Below are 20,923 nucleotides of genomic sequence, written 5' to 3'. Positions count from 1 at the left end.
GGGTTCATTGTTGGATCAACCGCTCGGTCGTCAGTTACCGGTTCCGGTCTGGAACGGCATCGGTGCGGCTCTTCTCGGATCGGTTTCGTCCGGGGACGGCGTCGAGACGCCGTCGCTCCGCGGAGTCCACCGGCCCTAAGCCGCGACAAAAAAGCCGAACCCCGCTCTGGCCGCGCGTGGCTTGCTATCGACGCGAACGCCGGCGTGGGGTTCGGACGCCATGTGCGAACGGTTGTGAGGGGTTCTAAAAAGCGTTACGCGTTCGTCGGCATCGCGGCCATCGCGCCGACGCGGCGAGCGCGGCGTCAACGCGGGAACCGCGGCGTCTCGACGCCGCGGCGATGGCGCCCACCGCTCCCGTCCACTGGGGACTACCGCTTCCGGTCGCTGTCGAGGTCGATGTCGAGCTCGTCGAGCTTCTCGGCCCACTCGTCGCGTTTCTCCTGGTGGTCCTCGAGGAACTCCGTCATGAGCTGTGCGGCCTGTTCCTTGCAGTCGCCACAGAGCCGCTCGCCGCCGACGCACTCGTCGTACACCTCCTTGGCGAACTCGTCGTCCTCGCCCGCGAGCAGGTAGGCGTACAGCTCGTAGACCGGACACTCGTCGGCCTTCCCGCCCTTCTCGCGCTGTTCCTCTGCTGACTGTCGGCCGCCCGTCGTGGCGGACTTGACCTTGTCGTAGCCGTCCTCGGGGTCGTCGAGCAGCGAGATGTGAGAGGCGGGGATCGACGACGACATCTTGCCGCCGGTCAGCCCGGTCATGAAGCGGTGGTAGATCGACGACGGCGGCCGGAAGCCGTAGCCGCCGTGGTCGAGTTCGACCTCGCGGGCGAGCTCGTCGGCTTCCTCCCTGGTGAGCTCGAACGTGTCGATGTGGGCGTCGTAGACGCGCTTCTCGCCGTCGATCGCCTCGATGAGCGCCTCGAAGGCGTCCTCGGGGGCGTGCTGGTCGAGGAACCGAACCCGCGGGCGGACGGGCTCCATCCCCGCGGCGTCGAGCTTCTCGATCGCGGTCTGCCGGGCGTCGTCCGGCGCGGGTTCGTGCTCGCGGAGCCAGTCGGCGGCGTCTTCACAGCGCACGTCCTCCGCATCGTCGTCGGTGCGGGCGTCCTCGCCGCCAAGGTCGTTGTAAGCCTCGCCGATCAGCCGGCGCTCGGTCGGCGTCGCCTCGAAGCTGGCGTACGCCTCGGTGACGCCGAAGTAGCGCGTGCGAGCGGCCAGATCCCGCGCCAGCCGCATGTGAGGGTCTTGGTCGGGACCGACCGGGATCACGGTGGGCTTTGGCTCGTCGGCGACCTGCGGGTAGAGGATATCGGCCATCTGGGTGACGACAGACTGCATGTGCGAGACGTCGGTCTCGCCGTCGAAGCCGTAGATCGACCCCAGCTCCGAGAAGTTCGCCTCGACGCCCAGCTCGAACGCCAGATCCTGCACCTCGCGGTTGTCCGACTGGCGGTACAGCGTTCCCTCCTCGGGGTCGAAGCCCAGCGCGAGCAGCGAGAGCACGTAGTCGCGGGCGTGCTCGTCGATCTCGTCCCACGTCATCCCCCGGGCGCTGTGGGCTTCGAGGTCGGCGATCAGGCCGTACGCGTCGCCGCCGCGCTCCTGGTGCCAGATGATCTCGTCGAACACCAGCTTGTGGCCGATGTGGGGGTCGCCGGTCGGCATGAAGCCCGACAGGGCGGCGAAGGGCTCGCCCTCGCGCATCGCCTCGGCGACGGGCTCGTAGTCGCGGTGGCCGAAGATCACGCCCCGGCGCATCAGGTAGTGTGGCGAGGGGACGCCGTCGAGTAGCTCCTCGAACACCTCGATGCCGAAGTCCTCGAACAGCTTCCGGTAGTCGGCGACCGAGGACGACCCCCACGGGTCGAGCGCGACCTCGTCGGCGCCCGCGGCGGCGCCTCCGTCAGTGTAGGCTGTCGGAGACGCGTCGGCGTCGGAGCGCCAGCGCTCCCCGTCCGACGACGGCTGTTCGGACGACGATTCGCTGGCCTCGCGGGGATCAGTGTCTCGGCTCATACCTCTAGACAGGCCAGAGTCGACCCGGCGGGCGCATAAAGCCGTTGTTTCGCACCCTCGGCGGCGTCGAAACCCGCGTTCGGCGTCGGGTCGAGATCACCGACGCCGGTCGAGCTGCGCGTGGTCGCTCCCGCTCGTCTCGCCGCGCGTGTCGGCCGCGATCGCGAGCCCCAGCAACGCCGCGTAGAACGCCGCGACGGTGCCGAGCACGATCGTCCCCGACACGCCCTCGATGGCGGCGGAGTCGACCAGTCCGTCGTCCCCGTACGCGGCGAGGCGGAACAACCAGACCGCGCCCAGCCCGCCCAGCAGCGGGAGGTAGACACGTCGGAGTCGGTGGGCGACGGCAACGTGGTACGCCATCTTCGCGGACGGCTGCCGGTAGTCCCGACTCAGCTCGGCGCGCCAGTCGCGCTGCTCGACGCCCGCCGAGGGATCGAGCGCGTTCGCGAACAGGTTCTCCTGGAGCACCCGGGCCCGCGAGCGCCAGACGTCGTAGAGCTGGTAGCGACGGGCCTCGATCAGCAGGAACACGGTCCCGATCATGATGCCGACGAGGACCACAGTGTGGCCGGCGCCCTGCCCGGAGAAGGCGTAGGCCAGCACGGCGCCGATCACGGTGACCGCGAAGTTCGTCGTGCTGTCCAGCCGGGTGCGCCAGTTGATGACCCGATCCATCTCGCCGCGGTAGAGATGTGCGACGATCGATCCAAGCCCCATCTCGCTGCCGAGCTCGCGCAGCGACTGACTCGTCGGGTCGGCGTCGTCCGAGTCGCTTCGCTCGTCGTCTCCCATGTGCGCTAGTCGTGTCCGCCGGAACAAAATCGGGGGAGACGGGCGGGACACTGCGGTGGGCCGGGGCCGGTTCTCGACGTCAGGGCGTGATGCGCTCGACGCCGAGCCACGCCAGCTCGTCGCCGTCGGGGAGCGCGAACACCATCTCCTTGCGGACGCCGTGGGCCAGGCGCACGTCCAGCGAGAGGTCCCGCGGCGCGAACGCGTAGCCCGGCGGCAACACTCTGACGAGGCGCTCGGAGTGGCTCAGCTCCTCGACCGACTCGACGTCCGCGTACGTCCGGAAGTCGGCGCCGAACTTGAACCCGGTCTTGGGGACGACGCCGCGCTCGCGCAGGACGGCGTACGTCCGGAGCCGGCGGTCGAACCGCTCGCCCTCGACCGCGCGGCCGCGCTCGACGACGGCGTCGTAGCCGCCGGGTACGTCGATCGCGCCCGCGGCGGAAAGCTGGGCCGCCTCGACCAGCGAGAGCTGCAGACCTTGCTCGTCGGCCGGTTCGCGCCCCGCGAGGGGTTGGCCGTAAAACCCGCTCTGGTGGAGCCGTTTCGGCGGTTCCCAGCAGATCGCCCGGTCGTCGAACAGCGCCGTCGGGACGCCCTCGGGCAGGTCGACGGTCGTCGATCCCGAGGGGTCGGGACGGCTCGTCTCGAAGTAGGTGATCTCGCTCTCCTCGTCGACGATCGCGAGCGTACAGTCGCCCAGCGAGCTCGCGGGGAGGCGCTCGCGCTCGCCGACGACGCGGATCCGGTAGGCGACCTCGCCGGCGTGGCGATCCTTCCCGCGCGGGTAGACGACGAAGTCGACGTGCTCGGTGTCGACGGCGTCGGGCGTCCATCGGTCGCGAGCGGGCGAGAGGTAGAACCCCCTGGCGCGCAGGTCGGCGTACACCAGGAATCGCAGCCCGAACCCGTCGGCGTCGGCGCTCGCGAGGAACTCCCGGAACCCCTCGCCGTCGACCGCGTCGAGGTCGCCCCGGAACAGGAGGTGGGCCGCCTCGACGGGGGCGAGCGCGATCTCGTCGCCGTCCAGGGGGTAGCCGTACCCGCGAGCGTCGTAGAAGCGCTGGCGGGCGTCCTCGGCGACGCGGACGACGCCGTCCCGGCGGTGGCCGTGCATACTCTCCCTCGCTCTCGGGTCGGCAAATGCGTGACGGTCGCGGGGCGCGAGTCCGTGCGACGGAGTAGCGCCGTCAGTCCGCGCGCTCGACGCGCTCGCACGTCGAGTCGAGACAGCGGTTTCGGCTGCCGGCGTCGAACAGCGGCAGCCCGCAGGGGCAGGTGCCGACAACCGTGCCGGCGGGGATCGCGAAGCTCGCCTCGCAGTCGGGATGGGAGTCACAGCCAGCGAGCAGGCCGCCTCTCCGGAGGATTCGCAGATCGTCGCCGCAGTCGGGACAGTCCCACGCGCGGTCGAACTCTTCGCGGACGGCGGCGTCGAGCGACTCGCACTCGCGATCGAGACACAGGTCGAACGGGACGCCGCGCTCGACGCGCATCCGCGGGAGGCCGCAGTCACAGGTTTCCGATCGGACGTTCGCGCCGGCGGGCAGCCCGTAGCGCTCGCCGCAGCCTAGGCAGTTGACCGCGCCGCCAGCGCGGACGAGCGTGCGCTCGCAGTCGGGGCACTCGCCGACGGGACGGCCGGCCTCGGTCGCGGGGTAGCTCCCGTAGCCGTCCTCGGTGTGGCCGACGACGCGCAGGTGCTCGTCGCCGGACTGCGCCGTGAGAGAGAACCCGCCGTCACGCGCGCAGGAGACGGCGTCCGCGCGGGTGAGCCACGCCACGGGCTGGTAGCCGTCGGCGTCGTGGACCAGCACGGTGTTGTCGGGTTTGACGACGACCGCGACGTGGCCGCGGTGCTCCTCGCGCTGGTCGCCGTCGTAGATGGTGGTACACTCGCCGGCCAGCACGCGGATCGAGCGGGTCGGATCGCGGGGATGGGCGTCCGTTGTCTGGGACATGGGGCGTCTGGATTCGTTTCCGGTGTTAAAGGTGTGGAGAGCGGGGCAACCTGGAACGGAAACATCTCGAACGACTTCAAATCGCATCTATCAATTGCAACTGCAGCGAACAACACCACGAAAGCCCTCGGCCCGCTCCAGTCGCGCGCCCCGCCTGCGCTCCTCGCTCCCTTCGGTCGCTCCGGTGCTTGACGGGTCGTGCTTCCCGGAGCGTGCCTCGCCCTTTCAGTCCGCCAGGCCAGCACCGCAACCGCAGTGCGCGGGTCGGCTAGCGGCCGACCACGCGCGCCCCGGCCCTCCCCCGTCGTCCGCACGAGCGTAGCGAGTGCGGGCTCGGAAGAGCTTCGCTCTTCCGGCGGCGCGCCATGAAGCCGCGCCCGGCCGTGCGGTTGCGATGGCGCGCGCTGTCGAGCCTTCATGGCGAGACAGCAGCGCGCGAGGGGCGAGTGAGCCGTCAGGCGAACGAGTCGGTTGGGGAGGACGAGGTTGCGGTCCGGGTGGAATGAAAGGGGCCGCCGCGGTCGATCCGGTGAGGCGAAGTAAGCACTGGACGGAGCGACCGAGGGGAGCGAAGGAAGCGCGCAGCGAGCCGCAACCGGTCGAGCGCGGCGGGGGCTTTCGGCGTGTTCGAAGTCGTCGCCCCAGTTCCAGGGAGTGCGACACAAGTGCAGGTGCAATCTCCAACTCCTAACCCGAACCCAGCACGAACCGCCGCAACTCCACCCTATAACCCGCCGCCCGCTCTACGCCCACGCAATGAAAGCAGTCCTGTTCGACATGGACGGCGTCCTCGTCGACTCCGAGGAGTACTGGGTCGCGCTCGAAGAGGAGGAGGTCCTCCCCGAGGCCGTCGGCGAGGGCGTCGTCGACGACGAGGAGATCACGGGCATGAACTACCGGGAGATCCACGGCTACCTCGACGACCACTACGGCGAGCACCTCGACATCGGCCGCGAGCAGTTCGAGACCTACTACGAGGACGCCGCCGATGATCTCTACAGCGAGCGCGTCGAGTTGATCGAGGGATTCGAGAAACTTGCCGACGACCTGCGCGACCGCGGCGTCCGCACGGCGGTCGTCTCATCCTCGCCGCTGGACTGGATCGGCATCGTCGTCGACCGCTTCGAGATCGGCGAGCACTTCGACGCGCTGGTCAGCGGCGACGAGATCGAGGGGCCGAGCAAGCCCGAACCGGAGGTGTACGAGATCGCCGCCGCCGAGGTCGGCGTCGACCCCGCCGACTGCGTCGCCGTCGAAGATTCCGAGAACGGCGTCGAGGCGGCCAATAGGGCAGGGATGACCAGCGTCGGCTACCGAACCGAGATCAACCAGGGGATGGATCTCTCGAAGGCGGATCACGTCGCCGAGGGACCCGAAGAACTGCGCGGCCTGTTGCTGGAACTGACGAGCTGATCACTCCACCCGAACGGTCCGGGAGTCCCGAACGGGCAGTAAGGGAAGTTCGGGGAAACACACCTCGACGGTGAACTCCATCGGGCTTTCCGACCCGCCGAACACCCCCACCGGCACCTCCACGGGCTGCGAGAGATACGCCTCCGTCGCGGTCATTTCGACGCCGTTGACCGTCACGCGCACGCCGGCCTGCGCGCCGCCGCCCGAGTTCGTCACCGTCACTTCGCACATTTCGTTGTCGCCCTGCGCGATCGAATCCGGGAACGACCCCCACTCGATCCCCACTACCGGCAACTCGCCGGCGGACTCGACGACGCGCTCGGCGACGCCCTCGGAGAGCCCCGCGGCCACCAGACCGTCGACGCCGGCCGACTGGACGTCGGCGGGCGTCGTCATGCCCTCCGAGGCCAGCTTGCTCGCGCGCCCCGAGCCGATGCCGTCGACCGCCGTCAGCCCCACCGCGTCCGAGCTGACGCCGTTCTCCAGGCGCGCCTCGACGCGCCGCGCGAGGTTGGCAGCTCGGGGATCCGCAAACCGCCCGAAGAAGGCCTGCAACGACGACAGCAGCCGCACCGCGTTCTGGCGGATCACCCACGCGTCGCTGGAGAGATCGGCGGGCGTCGAGCCGGTCATCGAGGAGTGCAAGATCGCGAGCACCTTGCGCTGGCCGGCGTCGACGTCGCCGACCGTCTTGCCAGAGAGCACCGCGGAGATGGCGTCGCGCTCGGCCGAGCGGGCGTTGACCGAGTCGAACTCGCTGGCCGTCGCGACCGCTTCGAGCACGGCGTCGACGTCGATCTCGCCGCCGGTCGCCACCTCGTGGAACCGCTTTGCGGTGTCGAGCCGGAGGTAGTACTTCGAGGCCAGCGTCCCCAGCGCCGTCGAGTCGACGCGCAGTCCCTGGGTCTCGACGAAGCCCCGTTCCTCCAGCCCCGCGAGCGCGTCGCTGACCTGCTCGCGGAGCGCCTCCTCGAACTTCTCGCCGTCGGCGTCCACGTCGCCGAAGCCGTACTGCTCGGGGACGGTCTGGGCGCGCCGGTAGTAGAAGGTCGTCTCGACCCACTCGACCACGTCGTCGACGTCGTCGATCGTCCCCATCGCGATCTCGGCGTTGAGGTGGGCCTCCAGGTCCTCCGCGAGGCGGGACTCGATCTCCTTGCCGTCCCGGAGCAGTTTGCGGTACTTGTCGGCGTCCGAGCGGTCGCAGACGATCCAGCCGTACCCCACGTCGTCGTAGCCCGGCCGGCCCGCGCGTCCGAGCATCTGGAGCACGTCCAGCGGGCTCATGTCGACCTCGCCCTCCAGGGGGTCGTGGTACTTCGTGTCCCGAATAACGACGCAGCGCGCGGGGAGGTTGACGCCCCACGCGAGCGTCGACGTCGAGAACAGCAGCTGGATGTGGCCCTGCTTGAACCACTCCTCGATCAGATCCTTGTCGTTCTTCGAGAGCCCGGCGTGGTGGAAGGCGACGCCGTCGAGCGCCGACTGCCGGAGGGTGTCGTTTTCCAGCTTCTGCGTCTCGGTGTGAAAATCGTAGTCGCCGCGAGCGCCCATCGACAGGTCGCGTTCGGCGATCTCGTCGCGAGCCTTCTTTGCGGCCTGGACGGTGTCCTGACGCGAGGAGACGAACACCAGCGCCTGGCCGTCCTCCTCGATGTGGGGCTCCGCGAGATCCAGCGCCCGGTAGAGGCGTCGGTACTTGTCGGCGAAGGAGTTCTCGCCGTGGGTGTACGTGCGCACGTCGGCGTGCAGGTCCACGGGACGGTACTCGTCGCCGAACTGGAACGTCGTTTCGTCGGGGGCGTCGAGCCACGCCGCCACGTCGTCGACGTTGGGCATCGTCGCGGAGAGCGCGACGATCCGGGGATCGCAGAGCCGACGGAGCCGCGAGATCGTCACCTCCAGCACGCTGCCGCGCTTCTCGGAGTCCAGCAGGTGGACCTCGTCGATCACGCAGACGTCGACGTCCGTGATAAAGGAGTACCTGCGCGTGTCGTGTTTGCGGGTCGCCGAGTCGGCCTTCTCGGGCGTCATCACGAGGATGTCGGCGCGCTCGGCGCGCCGCGGGTTCAGGTCCCGCTCGCCGGTGACGACGTACACCGAGAAATCGAGCGCCTCGAAGCGCTCCCAGTCCGACTCCTTCTCGTTGGTCAGGGCCCGGAGCGGCGCGATGAACAGCGCCGTCCCGCCCTCTTCGAGGGCTTTGCAGATCGCCAGCTCGGCGAGGGCGGTCTTGCCGCTGCCGGTCGGCGCGCTGGCGACGACGTTCTCGTCGGACTCGAGGATCGGGCGGTACGCCTCGCGCTGCATCTCGTTGAACTCCTCGAAGGCGAAAGCGTCCGCGAAGTCGGGGAGAACCTCGGCGACCTCCATCGTCCCTAGGCGTGGGGTCGGGGGCCATATGCGTTTCCTTTGGACCGGAAGCGGGCGGCGACGCCGACGACGGGCCTCGCGGCCGATTCGCGAATCGACGTGCGTCACACTACCACGGTTCTCGGGTTTTGGAAACCACCTTCTCCAGTTAATATGCGAACGGGCGTAGTGATATCTGTAAGAGGAGAAAACTAATGTCCACCAAAACTCAAAACAGACTCGAAAGCCGCTACGCCGGAATCAACCTCGAAGGACGGCCCCACGCCCTGTCGGCGTGGTTCGTCGTCGCCCTGCGAGTCGTCATCGGCGGGATGATCCTCTTCGCCGGGCTCGGCAAAGTCGCCGAGTGGCCGTTCGACGCCGCCGGCTACCTCGCGCACGGCGTCGACCCCGCCAGCCCCGCGAGCGGGCTCTTCGCCGCGATGGCCGGCAACGCCGCGCTGATGGAGGTCGTCAACGTGGTCGTCCCGGTCACCCAACTGCTCATCGGCGTCGCGCTGATCGCCGGCGCCTTCGTCCGACTGGCCGCGCTGGGCGGCGCCATGCAGATGGCGCTGTTCTACCTCGGCGGCTGGACCGGCGACTGGCTCGCTCTGTTCGACTCGACGCTGATCTACGGCGTCGTGTTCCTGGCCGTCGCGGCGTTCGGCGCGGGGCGGATCCTCGGGCTGGACCGCTACATCGAACGGATCGACGTCGGCGGCGAGGCGCTGATCGAGCGCTACCCCGCGCTGCGGTACGTCCTCGGCTGATCGGTTTTTTCTTCGGCGTCGCGAAGCGGTCGTATCGCCGCGCTCTAGCTTGCGTGTAGATCTCACCATCGTCGCCACCAATCGCCGGCGGGTTTATTCCCCCTGATATGCCAAGCCGTTCAGATAAACGTCCTATCAGACACTAGTATAAAACGCCATATATGAGCGTCATCGCAGAACTTCGTATTCCTGCTGCTGACTTCGAGTTAGGACGCATTCTAGATGTATCAGGTTACGTCAGCGTCGAGCTCGAAACGCTGGTGCCCGTCGCCGACCGCGCGGTGCCGTTCTTCTGGGTGCACGGCGTCGACACCGAGGCGTTCGCGGTTCGGCTCGAGAGTCGGCCCGTCGTCGAGGGCGTCGAGATCGTCGAGGAGTTCGACGACCAGACGCTGTACGGGCTGGACTGGAACGTCGAAGACGATCCGTTTCTCTCGGCAGTCAGAGACCAGTGCGGCCAGATCCTCCGAGCCACCGGCGGCGGCGACGAGTGGCGCTTCGAGCTCCGATTTCCGGACCACGACGCTCTGTCGGCGTTCCGAGCTTACTGTACGGACGCCGACGTGTCCCTGTCGGTCGAGCGGGTGTACCATCCCGGACAGCCCGACGCCGGGCCGCGGTTCGGGCTGACCGATCACCAGCACGAGGCGCTGACGCTGGCCGTCGAAATGGGGTACTACGACGTGCCGCGACGCTGCAACACGGTAGAGGTGGCCGCAGAGCTCGGCATCTCCGATCAGGCGCTGACCGAGCGCCTGCGGCGGGGGATCTCGACGCTCGCGGCGAACACGATCTTCGCGCGTGCCGACGCCGCGGCGGCCGACTGAGATCGGGGCGAGGCGTCGGGATCGTCGCGGCTTGCATGACAGTCCATGGTCAACGGTTATCCGGAGCTGTGTCGAACAGTACTGTACCACGTCGACCCGGACCCCGAGTTCACCAATGATTCCCGCCCACGATATTCTCGACGCACTGGCCCACGGACGGCGACGGAACGTCTGCGAAGTGGTCGCCGCGGCCGAGCGGGAGTTCCTGCCGCTGGAGGAGGTGAGCGAGCGCGTCGCGTCGCGCGACCACGACGGGGCGGACCCGCAAACGGTGAGAGTCGAACTTCACCACGTTCACCTCCCGAAGCTCGACGACGCCGGACTGCTCGAGTACGACCACGAGCTCAACACCGTCCGCTACGAGAGCGATCCCGTGGTGGAGTCGATCGCCGACGGCGCCGAGCCCCTCGAGGCCGCCCGCGCTCTCACCGACGCCGAGTAGCGGTATCCGTTCGCCCCGACCCGCTGCGACGCCGGACCGATCCTGCATCCTTTTGTCCGGGTAGCCCCGAACGAATACCATGAGCCGCTCGCGGAAGCCCGACTGGCTGGCGGTCCAGCCGCCCTCCGGAAACGAGTTCACCGATATCAAGCGGACGCTTCGCGAGCACGACCTCAACACCGTCTGCGAGGAGGCAAACTGCCCGAATCTGGGGGAGTGCTGGAGCGGGCGCGGGGGACCGGGAGAGGGCGACGCCGGCGGGACGGCGACGTTCATGCTGATGGGTCACAAGTGCACGCGCTCGTGTGGCTTCTGCGACGTCGAGACCGGCGGCGGCGAGCCGCTCGATCCCGACGAACCGGAAAACGTCGCCAGCGCCGTCGCCGAGATCGGGCTGGACTACGTCGTTCTGACCTCCGTGGACCGGGACGATCTGCCCGACCAGGGCGCCGCCCACTTCGCCGAGACGATCCGGGAGATCAAACGGCGCCACCCCGGCATCCTGGTCGAGGTGCTGATCCCCGACTTCCAGGGCGAGCCCGAACTCGTCCGGAAGATCATCGACGCCGGCCCGGACGTGATCGCCCACAACGTCGAGACGGTCGAGCGCCTCCAGGGGAAAGTCAGGGACCCGCGAGCGGGCTACGAGCAGAGCCTCTCGGTGCTCGAACAGGCCGGTCGCGAGTCCGACGTCTACACGAAGACCTCGATCATGCTGGGCCACGGCGAGTACGACCACGAGGTCTACCGGACGCTCGCGGACCTTCGCGAAGCCGAGGTCGACGTCGTGACGCTGGGCCAGTATCTCCGGCCCTCGCGCGAGCACCTCCCCGTCGAATCGTACGTCCACCCCGACACGTACGAGACGTGGCGCCGCGTCGCCGAGGAGGAACTCGACTTCCTGTACTGCGCGTCGGGTCCGATGGTGCGATCGTCGTACAAGGCGGGGGAGCTGTTCGTCGACGCCGTCCTCCGAGAGGGCAAGAGCGTCGAGGACGCCAGGGCCGAAGCGCGGGCGGGCGACTGAGCGCGGAGCGGCTGAGAGACTATCGCGACTTCCGGAAACTGGCCGTTCGTCCAGAAGGGTGACGCCAGCCGCTGCTTCGGTGACTCCCCAGTCAGTTAATCGGTGTCGAATGCGCTGTTCGTTTCGATACCTTCCTCTAAACTGGACGAGTTTGCGACTCGGTGGCAAGTATTGAGTCGTTAGTAAACTATGTACGAAAATCCTATAACCCGAGCGAACGATCATGATACTATGCGCCGGAGGATTCTTCCATGAGTACGATACAGCGCGACCCCGACGAGCGAGTACAGGTGCTCGACGACGCGGGTCGGGTGCGCGAGGGCGCCGAGGTTCCCGATCTCGACGACGAGGCGATGATCGAGATGTACCGGGACATGCGCCTGGCGCGGCGGTTCGACGAGCGGGCGGTGAGCCTCCAGCGGCAGGGCCGGATGGGGACGTATCCCCCGATGTCCGGCCAGGAGGGCTCGCAGGTCGGCAGCGCCCGCGCGCTGGCCGAGGAGGACTGGATCTTCCCGAGCTACCGCGAGCACGCCGCGGTGATGATCCGGGGGATGCCTCTAGAGCGGACACTGCTGTACTGGATGGGCAGCGAGGAGGGAACCAGAGTGCCCGAGGACGTCAATATGTTCACGCCCGCCGTCCCCATCGCCACCCAGATCCCCCACGCGACCGGGGCGGCCTGGGCCTCGAAGCTCAAAGGGGAAAATCGCGCCTTCCTCTGTTACTTCGGCGACGGCGCGACCAGCGAGGGCGACTTCCACGAGGGGTTGAACTTCGCCGGCGTGTTCGACGTGCCGGCGATCTTCTTCTGTAACAACAACCAGTGGGCGATCTCGGTGCCCCGCGGGCGCCAGACCGCCAGCGCAACGCTGGCCCAGAAGGCCGAGGCGTACGGGTTCGAGGGCGTACAGGTCGACGGGATGGACCCGCTGGCGGTGTACAAGGTGACCCGCGAGGCGATCGAGAAAGCCAAGGACCCCGACGACGGCGAGCTGCGCCCGACGCTGATCGAGGCGGTGCAGTACCGATTCGGCGCCCACACCACCGCCGACGACCCTAGCGTCTACCGCGAGGAAGCGGAGGTCGAGCGCTGGAAGCAGAAAGACCCGATCCCGCGCCTAGAGACGTTCCTGCGCTCGACGGGGCGGCTCGACGACGAGCGCGTCGCCGCGATCGAAGACGGGATCGAAGAGCGCGTCGCCGACGCCATCGACACGGCCGAATCGGCCGAGCGCCCCGACCCCGAGGCGATGTTCCGCCACGTGTATCAGGATATGCCGAAGCGACTCGAACAGCAACTGGAGTACTTCCGACGGCTCCGCGAAACGCACGGCGACGAGACCTTCCTGGAGGACTGACCATGGCGAGCAAACAGCAATCCACCGAGACGCCGGATCCGGGTACCGTCGACACCGACTCGCTGACGCTGGTCGAAGCAGTAAGAGAGGCGATGGCGACCGAACTCGCCCGCGACGACGACGTGCTGGTGATGGGCGAGGACGTCGGCAAGAACGGCGGCGTGTTCCGCGCCACCGACGGGCTGTACGAGGAGTTCGGCGAGGACCGGGTGATCGACACTCCCCTCGCGGAGTCGGGCATCGTCGGCAGCGCGATCGGGATGGCCGCCTACGGTCTCAAACCGGTCGCCGAGGTGCAGTTCATGGGCTTTATCTACCCCGCGTTCGACCAGCTCGTCTCCCACGCCGCCCGCCTGCGGACGCGCTCGCGCGGGCGCTACACCTGCCCGATGGTCGTCCGGGCGCCGTACGGCGGCGGCATCCGCGCGCCCGAGCACCACTCCGAGTCGACGGAGGCGTTTTTCGTCCACCAGCCCGGCCTCAAGGTGGCGGTCCCCTCGACGCCGTACGACGCCAAGGGGATGCTCATCAGCGCGATCCGCGACCCCGATCCCGTCCTCTTCCTCGAACCGAAGCTGATCTACCGGGCGTTCCGCGGCGACGTCCCCCGAGAACCCTACGAGGTGCCGCTGGGCGAGGCGACCGTGCGCCGGGAGGGATCGGACGTCACCGCCTACGCCTGGGGCGCGATGGCCCACCGGACCGAGGAGGCCGCGGAGAACCTCGACGGCGACATCGACGTCGAGGTCGTCGATCTGCGCTCGCTGTCGCCGCTCGACCGCGAGACGATCGTCGACTCCTTCGAGAAGACCGGCCGCGCGGTCGTCGTCCACGAGGCGCCCCGCACCGGCGGGCTGGCCGGCGAGATCACGGCGATCCTCCAGGAGGAGGCGCTGCTCTACCAGGAAGCGCCCGTCGAGCGGGTCACCGGCTTCGACACGCCGTTCCCGCTGTACGCCTTGGAGGACTTCTACCTGCCCGAACCCGCCCGCATCGAAGAGGGAATCCGGGAGGCCGTGGAGTTCTAACGCATGGTACGAGAGTTCAAACTCCCCGACGTCGGCGAGGGGGTCGCGGAGGGCGAGATCGTCCGCTGGCTCGTCGAACCGGGCGACGCGGTCGAGGAGGACCAGCCCGTCGCGGAGGTCGAGACCGACAAGGCGGTCGTCGACGTGCCCGCGCCGGTCGACGGGACGGTCAGAGAGATCCTGGCCGAGGAGGGCGAGGTCGTCCCCGTCGGCGAGGTGATCATCACCTTCGACGTTGCGGGCGAGGAATCGGCGGCCGAGGCGGACGCCCAAGCGGAGGCCGAACCCGAAGCTGAGGAAGCCGACACCGAGAAGGCCGAGGTCGAAGCGCGAGCCGCAGACGACGCCCAGGCGACCGGCGGCGCCGACGCCGAACCAGCCGAAACCGGCGATCCCGAAACCGAGACCGCGGTCGAGCCGGACGCCGAGACGGCGTCGAGCGGCCGGGTGTTCGCACCGCCGAGCGTCCGACGATTGGCCCGGGAGGAAGGCGTCGACCTCGGGTCGGTCGAGGGCTCCGGACCGGGCGGGCGCGTCACCGCCGGCGACGTCCGGGCGGCCGCGAGCGGCGGCGCCGAGCAAGCGGCTGCGGGAGGCGACGCGGCGACAACGGGGTCGACCGACGCCGAAGCGACGACGGACGCCGAAGCGACGGATGCCCCGACCGACGCCGCGTCGCAGGGATCGGCGCCGACCGGCGAGGCGAGCGGACAGGCCACCCGAACCGACGCCGCCGACCGCGACCGGACGCTCGCCGCGCCGGCGACCCGCCGCGTCGCCCGCGAGAAGGGCGTCGATCTGAACGCGGTGCCGGCGACCGAACAGCGCGACGGCGAGGCGTTCGTCAGCGAGGATGCTGTCCGCGAGTACGCGCAGGCTCAGCGCGAGGCCCAGGAGGCCGACGTGCAGGCGCTGCAGGTGCAGGACGCCGACGTTCCCGCGGCGGAGTCGGCGGACGACGCCGCGGCGTCGACCGGTGACGCTGCGGAGGCAACTGCGGTCGAGGGCGAGCGCGAGCGACGTCGACCCTACCGCGGCGTCCGGCGGACGATCGGCGAGCGGATGAGCCAGTCGAAGTTCACCGCGCCCCACGTCACCCACCACGACACCGCGGACGCGACCCGGCTGGTCGAGATTCGCGAGCGCCTCAAGCCCGAGGCCGAGGAGCGGGGCATCCGCCTAACCTACATGCCGTTCGTGATGAAGGCCTGCGTCGCGGCGCTGAAGGAGCATCCGATCGTCAACGCCCAACTCGACGAGGAGGCCGAGGAGATCGTCGAGAAGCGCTACTACAACGTCGGCGTCGCCGCCGACACCGAGGCGGGGCTGATGGTGCCGGTCGTCGACGACGTGGACGAGAAGGGACTGTTGCAGGTCGCCTCCGAGACGAACGAACTCGTCCAGAAGGCCCGCGAACGGTCGATCGAGCGCGCCGAGATGCAGGGCGGCACGTTCACGATCACCAACTTCGGCGGCATCGGCGGCGACTTCGCGACGCCGATCATCAACCACCCCGAAGTGGCGATCCTCGGGCTCGGCGCGATCGACGAGCGACCCGTCGCCGAAGACGGCGAGGTGGTGGCGCGCGAGACGCTGCCGCTCAGCCTGTCGATCGACCACCGGGTCGTCGACGGCGCCGACGCCGCCCGCTTTACTAACACGCTGAAAGAGTACCTCGAAGAGCCGTCGCTGCTGCTGTTAGAGTAGCGAGGGGAGCGGCGCTCAGTAGCCCAGCTGCTCGCGGACGAGCACGACCGTCGTGCGGCCCTCTTCGAGCTCCTGGCGGAAGATGAGCTGCTTGGCGATCGCGGAGTCGACGCCGTAGGCGTCCTGCGCGCGCTCGTTTTCGAGCGGGTACGCGACGTCTTCGAGCCGGTCGAGCGCGTCGTCGAGCGTCGGGACGATCTTGTTGACGCCGCTGACGATCACGACGTTGCCGGCGGCGAAGGGGTAGGCGCCGACGCGGCTGCCCGAGCGGTCGGCGGCGACGAGCTCGCCGGTCTGAGAGATGGCGTTGATGCCGCCGAGGAAGTAGTCGGCGGTCTGGGACTCGCGGCGGGCGGCCTGGCGCTCCTCGTCGTCGTCGATGCTCCAGATCTGGTCGGGCAGGCTCTCCCACTCGTGGTCGCCCTCGCTCAGGTGCTCGACGAAGCCGATCTCCTCGAGCGTCGTCGAGTGACCGTTCATCACGGACGCCCCCGCGGGGATCTGGGACTGCACGGCGTCGAGCGCCTCCTCGCGCGAGTCGACCACGACGACCTCGAACCCGTTGGCTTCGAGATTGGCGACCGTCTCCTCGATCGTCTCGTCGTCGGGAAGCTGGTCGAGCGTCGCGTCGACGTCGGCGTCGTCTGCGTAGTCAGATTTCTGCGACATGATCGTACTGTTAGTTGCGGCGGCACATCCTTAACCTCTCGCGGACACCGGTGTCAGGTGGTTACACCGGTGTTATCGTCAGAGCGTCACACAGTGTGACGCCGCACCCGGGCCGGGGGGCGACCGTTCGCCGACTCCGCCTACTGACCGTTCGCCGACCCCACCTACTACTTGCTCCGGACCGAAGGGCCATTCAATGGTCGTCGGAGACATCGCGACAGGGACGGACGTACTGGTGATCGGCGGCGGACCGGCGGGCTACGTCGCCGCGATCCGGGCCGGACAGCTCGATCTGGACGTGACGCTCGTCGAGGACGACGCCGTGGGTGGCACCTGCCTCAACCACGGCTGCATCCCCTCGAAGGCGCTGCTCTCGGCGACGGACGTCGCCCACGACGCCGCCAACGCCGAGGAGATGGGGATCCACGCCGACCCCGCCGTGGATCTGAGCGGGATGCAGGAGTGGAAAGGCGGCGTCGTCGACCAGCTCACCGGCGGCGTCGAGAAGCTCTGCAAGGCCAACCAGGTCAACATCGTGGAGGGCCGCGCGGAGTTCGCCGGCGAGCACGAGGCCCGCGTCGTGCACGGCGGCGAGGGGCAGGGGTCGGAGACGATCGAGTTCGAGCACGCGGTCGTCGCGACGGGCTCGCGACCGATCGAGATCCCCGGGTTCGCCTACGACGACGAGCCCGTTCTAGACTCGCGGCAGGCGCTGGCGCTCGATACGGTGCCCGATTCGCTGGTGGTCGTCGGCGCGGGCTACATCGGGATGGAGCTGGCGGGCGTGTTCGCCAAGCTCGGCACCGACGTCACCGTGATCGAGATGTTAGACCAGGCGCTGCCGGGCTACGAGGACGACCTCGCGCGACCAGTGAAAAAGCGCGCCGAGGAGCTCGGCGTCGAGTTCCACTTCGGCCAGACCGCCAGCGAGTGGCACCACACCGGCGACGGGACGGTGACGGTCGAGACGGAGCCGGCGGGCGGCGCCGCCGCGGACGGGGGCGAACAGGCGGAGGTGGAGGACGCCGAAAGCGAGGATGCCGAGGACGAGGGGCTCAGCTTGCAGGCGGAGAAGGTGCTCGTCGCGGTCGGGCGCGAGCCGGTCACCGACACGGTGAACCCCGAGGCGATCGGCCTCGAACCGGACGACCGGGGCTTCCTGCAGACCGACGAGGAGGCCCGGACCGACGTCGAGCACGTCTTCGCCGTCGGCGACGTGGCGGGCGAGCCGATGCTGGCTCACAAGGGCAGCAAGGAGGGGCAGGTCGCCGCGGAAGTGATCGCCGGCGAGCCCGCGGCGCTGGACTACCAGGCGATCCCCGCCGCGGTGTTCACCGACCCCGAGATCGGCACCGTCGGGCTCACAGCCGAAGAGGCCGAGGCGGAAGGGTTCGAGCCGATGGTCGGCGAGTTCCCGTTCCGCGCGAGCGGCCGGGCGCTCACGACCGGCGAGTCCGACGGGTTCGTCAGGCTGGTCGCCGACGAGGAATCGGGCTTCGTGCTCGGCGGGCAGGTCGTCGGCCCTGAGGCCTCCGAGCTGATCGCCGAGATCGGGCTGGCCGTCGAACTGGGCGCCACCGTCGAGGACGTCGCCGCGACGGTCCACACCCACCCGACGCTCTCGGAAGCCGTGATGGAGGCCGCCGAGAACGCGCTGGGCCACGCGATCCACACGCTGAATCGATAGGCGTCCGGAAACGAGAATCGCTACGACGACCGGATCGGGAAGACGCTGGCAACCCGACCGGACGCTCCCGCGACGGGAGCGGAACGACGCGGAGCCGGCGTCCAAAGCACTTTACTCGCTCCGGCAGAGTTACTTCCCCAATCGGATAACCGGTCTGTCATGAGTGTCACCAGGGAAGATGACGTGCGGAAGGCGGACGCCGAGTCGGCGAAGGACGTATCGAACGATCGCCCGGACGCAGTCTGGACGTACGCGCTGGCCGGCATCGCGCTGGTCCAGTGTGTCGGCCCGCTCGCTTTCGGCGGCGACGCCAACGGCAGCGGCTCGCTCGCGGTTCTCTATCTCGTGAGCTGGCTCGGTGGTATCGGAGCCGTCGCGTACGACGTCAAGCAGCGACGGTCGGCGGACGATCCTCCCTCGTGGCTGTGGCCGGCAGGTACCATCGTCCCGATACTGTCGTCCGGCGTGGTCGCGGCCTACGCGCTCGCCCGGTACGGACGTCACGGTCGATCGGTGCCTTGGCACGCGGTCGTCTGGGCGACCTTCGTCGTCCAGTTCGGCAGCCTGCTAGCGGGGTCAAGCAGTTCCGGCATGACGACCAACGCCCTATATTCGACGTTCATTCTGACGTACCTGCTGACCCCGCTCGCGGTGTACGCCGACGCGAAGACGCTCAACCGAACGACCCAGGAGTCGCTCTCGACCCGGCTGTGGACGCTTCTGACGGCCGTCTGGGGATTCAACGTTCTGACGGTCCCGCTGTACTCGCTCGTTCGGTTCCGACACGCGCGGAACGCGACGGACGTCGGCGAAGCGCTCGACCGGGCCGAGGAGAAACTCGCGACCGGAAACGCTCGCATGGAGGCCGGCGAGTTCGCGGCCGCCCACGACGCCTTCGGCGACGTCAGGGCCGCGCTGAAGGAGGTCGGCGACGTCGATCCCGAGGAAAACCCGGCGCTGGCCGAGCGGCTCTCGACGGTCAGAGAGCGCCTCTCCGGGAAACGCGAGACCGCGCGAAAGCGCCGGCACGAGGCCGACTACGAGTCGGCGATCGAGACGGCCCGCTCGAAGTTCGAGGCGGCCGAGAGCGCCGCCGCGGACGAGGCGTACGGCGACGCCGCCGAACTGGCCGCCGAGGCCGCCGGCGAAGCCGAGACCGCGATCGACCACGCCGGAACGGCCGGCGTCGAGACGGACGAGGCGATGGCGCTGCGCGACGAGGCCAGGGATCTAAGCGCGGAGAGCGAGCGTAAGTGGTTCGTCGCGCGCGTGAACGACGCCCGATCGACCGACGCCGAGAACCGGGAGCGGGCGATCGACGAGATCGAGGAGGTGCTGGCCGCGCTCGACGACACCGAGGCGCTGTCGGGCCGAAACCTCGAACTCGTCCGCGAGGAGGCACAGGAGGCGTACGCGACTGTCCTCACCGACGCGGCTCAGGCGCGTCTCGAGGAGGCGGACGCGCGAGCGAACGACGGGGACTTCGACGACGCCCGCTCGGCGTTCTCCGAGGCGGTCGACCACGCGACCGTCGCGCTCGAACGCGCGAACGAGCGCGGCGTCGAGGCGACCGACGAACTCGAACGCGTCCGCGAGACCGCCGAGCGCAGGCGCGGCGAGACGTACGTCGCCGGGATCGAACGCCAGCTCGACGACGGCATCGCGACGTTCCGGGACGGCCGATACGAGTCGGCCCGCGACGCGTTCACCGCGGCTGCCGAGGACGCCGACGACGCGACCGATGCCGTCGACGACGGAGAGCTACGGGACCGGCTGGCGCACCTCCGCTCGGTCGCCGAGGAGAACGCCGACGCGGCCCGCCGGGCCGTCCTCGGGATCGGCGACGGGACGCCGACAGTCGTCGAGCCGGACGAGGGCGACGCGACAGAGGCCGTGCGCGCCGCTGACGCCGCGGGAGACGCTGGTGCCGCCGGAGCCGACGCCGCCAGTGCCGAATCGACGTCGGGAGAGAGTGCGGCCGACGGTGCTCCCGACGTCATCCCGGTCGCGCCGGACGCCGACGTCGAGTACGCCGATATCGAGCGGGGCGACCGGCTCGGCGAAGGCGGCAGCGCCGAGGTGTTCCGGGCGACGATCCCCGCCGGTGACGGGGAAATAGACGCCGCACTGAAAGAGCCGCGGATGCAGGGGACGCTCCACGCCGACACGATGGAGTCGTTCGTCGAGGAGGCCGAGACCTGGGCGGGGCTGGACGATCACGACTTCATCGTCGGCGTGATCGACTGGGACGCCGAGCCGCTCCCGTGGATGCTTCTGGAGTACATGGACGGAGGGGACCTCTCGAACTACGCGGGCGAACTCCCCTTCGACCAGGCCGTCTGGACGGCCCGCTGCGTGAGCGACGGCGTCCAGCACGCCCACTCGCGGGGCGTCGCCCACCTCGATCTCAAGCCCGAGAACGTGCTGTTCCGGACGAACGACGGCGGCTGGCCGGTGCCGAAGGTCGCCGACTGGGGGCTCGCGCGGGCGCTGCTCCACGACGACGGCGGCGTCGAGGGGCTGTCGCCGCGCTACGCCGCGCCGGAGCAGGTCGACGCCGATCGGTTCGGCGATCCCGACCAGTCGACCGACGTGTACCAGCTGGGGGCGGTCTTCTACGACCTGTTCGTCGGCCGCCCGCCGTTCGAGGGCGAGGGCGGCGAGGTGCTCACGCGGGTCGTCGAAGACGAAATCCAGCCCCCCAGCGAGGCCGACCCGTCGCTGCCCGCCGAACTCGACGACGTGCTGATGCCGGCGCTCGAACGCGAGAAGGCGGACCGCTACGAGTCGGTGCTGTACCTGCGGGACGCGCTCGCCGACCTCGCGGACGAGACGCAGGCGTAAGCGGACGAACGGACCGGTC

The 20,923-nt window shown here is 69.1% G+C and carries 16 protein-coding genes; 10 read left to right on the top strand and 6 right to left on the bottom strand.

The genetic code is table 11. The features are described from left to right. Positions 1 to 371: 371 nt before the first annotated feature. From ABDZ81_RS07665 to ABDZ81_RS07650, 4 genes are all read right to left on the bottom strand, one after another. On the bottom strand, positions 372 to 2,018 hold the full coding sequence (locus tag ABDZ81_RS07665; protein ID WP_343773334.1) for a tryptophan--tRNA ligase: 1,647 nt from the start codon (positions 2,016 to 2,018) through the stop codon (positions 372 to 374). Between the two features lie 96 nt (positions 2,019 to 2,114). Continuing rightward, positions 2,115 to 2,813 carry a DUF2270 domain-containing protein gene (locus ABDZ81_RS07660; RefSeq protein WP_343773333.1) on the bottom strand — a complete coding sequence of 233 codons (699 nt, stop codon included), beginning with the start codon at positions 2,811 to 2,813 and terminating at the stop codon, positions 2,115 to 2,117. Between the two features lie 79 nt (positions 2,814 to 2,892). Beyond that, a complete protein-coding gene (endA, locus tag ABDZ81_RS07655) occupies positions 2,893 to 3,930 on the bottom strand; it encodes a tRNA-intron lyase (RefSeq protein ID WP_343773332.1) in 1,038 nt (345 codons plus the stop codon). Between the two features lie 73 nt (positions 3,931 to 4,003). After that, positions 4,004 to 4,774 carry a DUF91 domain-containing protein gene (locus tag ABDZ81_RS07650; protein ID WP_343773331.1) on the bottom strand — a complete coding sequence of 257 codons (771 nt, stop codon included), beginning with the start codon at positions 4,772 to 4,774 and terminating at the stop codon, positions 4,004 to 4,006. 756 nt (positions 4,775 to 5,530) lie between these two features. Between ABDZ81_RS07650 and ABDZ81_RS07645 the strand changes: the two genes are divergently transcribed. Continuing rightward, the gene (locus ABDZ81_RS07645) at positions 5,531 to 6,187 is read left to right on the top strand and encodes an HAD family hydrolase (RefSeq protein ID WP_343773330.1); all 657 of its coding nucleotides are present in this window, start codon (positions 5,531 to 5,533) and stop codon (positions 6,185 to 6,187) included. Here the strand turns inward: ABDZ81_RS07645 and ABDZ81_RS07640 are convergent, their stop codons facing one another. After that, positions 6,188 to 8,560, bottom strand: coding sequence for a DEAD/DEAH box helicase (locus tag ABDZ81_RS07640; RefSeq protein WP_343773329.1), 2,373 nt, complete (start codon positions 8,558 to 8,560; stop codon positions 6,188 to 6,190). 194 nt (positions 8,561 to 8,754) lie between these two features. Between ABDZ81_RS07640 and ABDZ81_RS07635 the strand changes: the two genes are divergently transcribed. From ABDZ81_RS07635 to ABDZ81_RS07605, 7 genes are all read left to right on the top strand, one after another. After that, a complete protein-coding gene (locus tag ABDZ81_RS07635; protein WP_343773328.1) occupies positions 8,755 to 9,312 on the top strand; it encodes a DoxX family protein in 558 nt (185 codons plus the stop codon). 161 nt (positions 9,313 to 9,473) lie between these two features. Next, the gene (locus tag ABDZ81_RS07630; RefSeq protein WP_343773327.1) at positions 9,474 to 10,139 is read left to right on the top strand and encodes a helix-turn-helix domain-containing protein; all 666 of its coding nucleotides are present in this window, start codon (positions 9,474 to 9,476) and stop codon (positions 10,137 to 10,139) included. A gap of 115 nt (positions 10,140 to 10,254) precedes the next feature. Then, on the top strand, positions 10,255 to 10,581 hold the full coding sequence (locus tag ABDZ81_RS07625; RefSeq protein WP_343773326.1) for a DUF7344 domain-containing protein: 327 nt from the start codon (positions 10,255 to 10,257) through the stop codon (positions 10,579 to 10,581). 79 nt (positions 10,582 to 10,660) lie between these two features. After that, complete coding sequence (gene lipA, locus ABDZ81_RS07620; RefSeq protein ID WP_343773325.1) at positions 10,661 to 11,608, top strand: lipoyl synthase; 948 nt, start codon at positions 10,661 to 10,663, stop codon at positions 11,606 to 11,608. Positions 11,609 to 11,859: 251 nt separating this feature from the next. Then, positions 11,860 to 12,969 (top strand): pyruvate dehydrogenase (acetyl-transferring) E1 component subunit alpha, encoded by a 1,110-nt coding sequence (pdhA, locus tag ABDZ81_RS07615; protein WP_343773324.1) that lies wholly within the window; start codon positions 11,860 to 11,862, stop codon positions 12,967 to 12,969. 2 nt (positions 12,970 to 12,971) lie between these two features. Next, entirely contained in the window at positions 12,972 to 13,997 is a 1,026-nt protein-coding gene (locus ABDZ81_RS07610) for an alpha-ketoacid dehydrogenase subunit beta (protein ID WP_343773323.1), read from the top strand. 3 nt (positions 13,998 to 14,000) lie between these two features. Continuing rightward, positions 14,001 to 15,704, top strand: a complete 1,704-nt coding sequence (locus ABDZ81_RS07605) for a dihydrolipoamide acetyltransferase family protein (protein ID WP_343773322.1) — start codon at positions 14,001 to 14,003, stop codon at positions 15,702 to 15,704. Between the two features lie 15 nt (positions 15,705 to 15,719). Here ABDZ81_RS07605 and ABDZ81_RS07600 read toward each other — a convergent pair whose 3' ends face one another. After that, complete coding sequence (locus ABDZ81_RS07600; protein WP_343773378.1) at positions 15,720 to 16,376, bottom strand: lactate utilization protein; 657 nt, start codon at positions 16,374 to 16,376, stop codon at positions 15,720 to 15,722. Between the two features lie 193 nt (positions 16,377 to 16,569). Between ABDZ81_RS07600 and lpdA the strand changes: the two genes are divergently transcribed. After that, on the top strand, positions 16,570 to 18,060 hold the full coding sequence (gene lpdA / locus ABDZ81_RS07595; protein WP_343773321.1) for a dihydrolipoyl dehydrogenase: 1,491 nt from the start codon (positions 16,570 to 16,572) through the stop codon (positions 18,058 to 18,060). A 159-nt stretch (positions 18,061 to 18,219) separates the two neighbouring features. Beyond that, entirely contained in the window at positions 18,220 to 20,904 is a 2,685-nt protein-coding gene (locus tag ABDZ81_RS07590; protein ID WP_343773320.1) for a protein kinase domain-containing protein, read from the top strand. Positions 20,905 to 20,923 lie beyond the last annotated feature (19 nt).

Origin of the sequence: Natronoarchaeum mannanilyticum, assembly GCF_039522665.1 — an archaeon.
Classification (GTDB): Archaea; Halobacteriota; Halobacteria; order Halobacteriales; family Natronoarchaeaceae; genus Natronoarchaeum; species Natronoarchaeum mannanilyticum.
Note: the sequence above shows the minus strand (reverse complement) of the source record. Positions and strands in the feature narration are given on the sequence as shown.